This is a genomic window from Pseudomonas sp. 05T35 (genome assembly GCF_056396605.1).
On record NZ_JBFTLU010000421.1, the window covers coordinates 1 to 4,037 of the forward strand.

Genomic DNA, 4,037 nt, shown 5'->3' on the forward strand with positions numbered 1-4,037 from the left:
GTAGATGCTCGGTACGCTGTCGCGTGGAAATTCCACGTCGATAACGGCGCCGATGATTTGAACGATACGTCCGCTACTCATAGCTGGATCCTCTGAATATTTGAACCGTTAAACCGCGGCAGCGCCGCCGACGATTTCCGAGATCTCTTGGGTGATCGCAGCCTGACGCGCCTTGTTGTAGATCAGCTGCAAATCGCTGATCAAGTCACCGGCGTTGTCGGTAGCGTTCTTCATTGCGATCATCCGCGCCGCTTGTTCAGCTGCGTTGTTCTCGACCACCGCCTGGTAGACCTGCGACTCCACGTAGCGGACCATCAAGCCGTCAAKCAGCTCCTTGGCATCCGGTTCGTAGAGATAGTCCCAGTGGTGCTTGAGTTCTTGATCCGGGGTCGCCACCAGTGGAATCAACTGCTCCACGGTAGGCTGTTGCGTCATGGTGTTGATGAACTTGTTGGACACCACGCACAGGCGGTCAATACGGCCGTCCAGGTAGGCATCCAGCATCACCTTGACGCTGCCGATCAGATCATTGATCGACGGCTCTTCACCCAGGTGGCTGATAGCTGCAACGACGTTACCGCCGAAGTTACGGAAGAAAGCCGCACCTTTGYTACCAATCACGCACAGATCGATCTCGACGCCTTGTTCGCGGTTTACCGCCATGTCCTTGACCAAAGCCTTGAACAGGTTGGTGTTCAAGCCACCACACAGACCACGGTCACTGCTCACGACGACATAACCAACGCGCTTGATAGCACGCTCGATCATGAACGGGTGGCGATATTCCGGGTTAGCGTTGGCCAGATGACCAATAACCTGGCGGATGCGCTCCGCGTAAGGACGGCTAGCCGACATGCGCATTTGTGCCTTGCGCATTTTGCTGACCGCCACTTTTTCCATGGCGCTGGTAATTTTTTGCGTGCTTTTGATGCTCGCAATCTTACTGCGAATCTCTTTTGCGCCTGCCATGTAACACCTATCAGGTTAGCAAGCGGGAGCCTCTCGGCCCCCGCTGCGGCTTACCAGGTTTGGGTGGCCTTGAACTTCTCGATACCGGCTTTCAGGCCAGCGTCGATTTCGTCATTGAAGTCACCCTTCACGTTGATCTTCGCCATCAATTCGGCGTGATCGCGGTTGAAGTAAGCAATCATGGCCTGCTCGAAGCTACCGATTTTTGGAATCTCGATGTCTACCAGGAAGCCACGTTCAGCGGCATACAGGGACAACGACATGTCGGCAATGGACATCGGCGCATATTGCTTCTGCTTCATCAGCTCGGTAACGCGCTGACCGTGCTCAAGCTGCTTGCGAGTGGCTTCGTCCAGGTCAGAAGCGAACTGGGCGAATGCAGCCAGTTCACGGTACTGAGCCAGAGCGGTACGGATACCACCGGAAAGCTTCTTGATGATCTTGGTCTGAGCGGCACCACCCACACGGGATACCGAAACACCGGCGTTCACTGCAGGACGGATCCCGGAGTTGAACATGGCCGATTCCAGGAAGATCTGACCGTCGGTGATCGAAATCACGTTGGTCGGAACGAACGCGGAAACGTCGCCAGCCTGGGTTTCAATGATTGGCAGAGCGGTCAGGGAACCGGTCTTGCCAGTCACGGCACCGTTGGTGAACTTCTCTACGTATTCTTCCGAAACGCGGGATGCGCGCYCCAGCAGACGGGAGTGGAGATAGAACACGTCGCCTGGGTAGGCTTCACGGCCTGGTGGACGGCGCAGCAGCAGGGAAATCTGGCGGTAAGCCACTGCTTGCTTCGACAGATCGTCATAAACGATCAGCGCGTCTTCACCGCGGTCGCGGAAATATTCGCCCATGGTGCAACCGGAGTACGGTGCCAGGAATTGCAGTGCAGCCGATTCCGAGGCACTGGCAGCTACGACGATGGTGTTAGCCAAGGCGCCGTTTTCTTCCAGCTTGCGAACCACGTTGGCGATGGTCGATTGTTTCTGACCGATAGCTACGTAGACGCAGAAGATGCCGCTGTCTTTCTGGTTGATGATCGCGTCGATCGCCAGAGCGGTTTTACCGATCTGACGGTCACCGATGATCAGCTCACGCTGGCCACGGCCGACAGGGATCATGGCGTCAACAGCCTTGTAGCCAGTCTGTACAGGCTGGTCTACCGACTTACGCCAGATCACGCCTGGAGCAACTTTCTCGACCGCGTCGGTCTCGGTGTTGTTCAGCGGACCTTTGCCGTCAACTGGGTTACCCAGTGCATCGACTACGCGACCCAGCAGTTCCTTACCAACCGGAACTTCGAGGATGCGGCCAGTGCACTTGGCGCTCATGCCTTCGGCCAGAGTCTGGTAAGAGCCCAATACAACGGCGCCTACAGAGTCTTGCTCCAGGTTGAGGGCCATACCGTAGACGCCGCCCGGAAACTCGATCATCTCGCCGTACATTACGTCGGCCAGACCGTGAATCCRCACGATGCCGTCAGATACGCTGACGACAGTGCCTTCGTTACGGGCTTGGGAGGTCACATCGAGCTTTTCGATGCGGCCCTTGATAATTTCACTTATTTCGGAAGGATTGAGTTGCTGCATTGCTCTGCTGCCCCTTCAAACTCAAGATTTCAATGCTTCGGCAAGGTTCGCGAGTTTGCCGCGAACCGAGCCATCGATAACCAGGTCGCCGGCGCGGATGACAATGCCCCCTATCAGGGATTTGTCTTCCTCGACTTGCAGGCGCACTTCCCGGTTGAGTCGTGCACTGAGAACCTTGGCGAGTTTGTCTTGCTGTTCTTGGTTCAACGCGAAAGCACTGGTCACTTCAACGTCTACCGACTTCTCTTGTTCTGCCTTGTACAGGTCGAACAGAGCGGATATCTCCGGCAAAAGCGGGAGACGGTCGTTTTCGGCAACGACGTTGATGAAGTTCTGTGCCTTGGCATCAAACTTGTCGCCGCACACGTCAATAAACGTGGCGGCCTTGTCTGCGCTCGTCAGTCGCGGGGCCTTGAGCACGCGCTGCATGGTGTCGTCTTGCGACACTGCTGCAGCCAGGCCGAGCATGGCTGACCAAGAGGCCAGTTGCTGGTGGGCCTGGGCATGCTCGAAGGCTGCCTTAGCGTAAGGTCGGGCCAACGTGGTCAGTTCTGCCATGATCGCCCTCGCTTAAATTTCAGCAGCCAGTTTGTTTACCAGCTCCGCGTGCGCGTTTTGATCGATTGTGGCACCCAGGATCTTCTCGGCGCCGCCAACGGCCAGTGCACCCAGTTGGGCACGCAGCGCGTCTTTGACACTGTTCAGTTCCTGTTCGATCTCGGCCTGAGCCTGCAATTTCACACGTTCAGCGTCGACACGGGCTTTATCAACAGCCTCTTCGACGATCTGATTACCGCGCTTCTTGGCTTGCTCAATGATTTCGGCTGCCTGAGCTTTAGCTTCGCGCAGTTGTTGACCCGCTTTATCTTGGGCCAATTCCAGGTCGCGAGCTGCTCGGGCGGCAGCGTCCAGTCCATCCGCGATCTTCTTCTGACGTTCGTGCAAAGCCGCGATGACCGGAGGCCACACGAACTTCATGCAAAACAGTACAAAAATGAAGAACGCAACGGACTGGCCAATCAGGGTTGCATTAATGTTCACGCCAACACCTCGCTCGTTCGTTGTCCATCAGACTTGCTCAACTCGAAAATCCGAGTGATTAGTGAGCGAGTTGACCAACGAAAGGGTTCGCGAAGGTGAAGAACAGAGCGATACCAACGCCGATCATGGTTACGGCGTCGAGCAGACCGGCAACGATGAACATTTTGACTTGCAGCATTGGAACCATTTCTGGCTGGCGCGCTGCGCCTTCCAGGAACTTGCCGCCCAACAGGCCGAAACCAATTGCGGTACCCAGTGCGCCCAGGCCGATCAACAGTGCAACAGCGATAGCGGTTAGACCAACTACAGTTTCCATCTTTCCTCCCGACTTTTACGTCGTATGGTTTAGGTTTTTTAGATTAAAGCGGTAAAACAAATCGTTTCATCGAGCCCGGTACGGGCCCCCTCTCGCCAAGGCGAGAGGGACATCAG

The 4,037-nt window shown here is 55.9% G+C and carries 6 protein-coding genes; all 6 read right to left on the bottom strand.

The features are described from left to right. Window positions 1-81: hypothetical protein (locus AC1DH9_RS24330; RefSeq protein WP_477808919.1), on the bottom strand; the 81-nt coding region annotated here is incomplete at its 3' end. A 27-nt stretch (window positions 82-108) separates the two neighbouring features. Beyond that, the gene (gene atpG, locus AC1DH9_RS24335; RefSeq protein ID WP_477808917.1) at window positions 109-969 is read right to left on the bottom strand and encodes a F0F1 ATP synthase subunit gamma; all 861 of its coding nucleotides are present in this window, start codon (window positions 967-969) and stop codon (window positions 109-111) included. 50 nt (window positions 970-1,019) lie between these two features. Then, window positions 1,020-2,564, bottom strand: coding sequence for a F0F1 ATP synthase subunit alpha (gene atpA, locus AC1DH9_RS24340; RefSeq protein WP_477808918.1), 1,545 nt, complete (start codon window positions 2,562-2,564; stop codon window positions 1,020-1,022). Window positions 2,565-2,585: 21 nt separating this feature from the next. Then, complete coding sequence (locus tag AC1DH9_RS24345; protein WP_054594854.1) at window positions 2,586-3,122, bottom strand: F0F1 ATP synthase subunit delta; 537 nt, start codon at window positions 3,120-3,122, stop codon at window positions 2,586-2,588. A gap of 12 nt (window positions 3,123-3,134) precedes the next feature. Then, on the bottom strand, window positions 3,135-3,605 hold the full coding sequence (locus AC1DH9_RS24350; RefSeq protein ID WP_054594855.1) for a F0F1 ATP synthase subunit B: 471 nt from the start codon (window positions 3,603-3,605) through the stop codon (window positions 3,135-3,137). Between the two features lie 58 nt (window positions 3,606-3,663). After that, window positions 3,664-3,921, bottom strand: a complete 258-nt coding sequence (gene atpE / locus AC1DH9_RS24355; RefSeq protein WP_019694395.1) for a F0F1 ATP synthase subunit C — start codon at window positions 3,919-3,921, stop codon at window positions 3,664-3,666. Window positions 3,922-4,037: the final 116 nt, after the last annotated feature.

Bases quoted from the DNA above. Each gene is read 5' to 3' on its own strand.
- atpE (WP_019694395.1), bottom strand. From the start codon at position 3,921: ATGGAAACTGTAGTTGGTCTAACCGCTATCGCTGTTGCACTGTTGATC.
- AC1DH9_RS24345 (WP_054594854.1), bottom strand. From the start codon at position 3,122: ATGGCAGAACTGACCACGTTGGCCCGACCTTACGCTAAGGCAGCCTTC.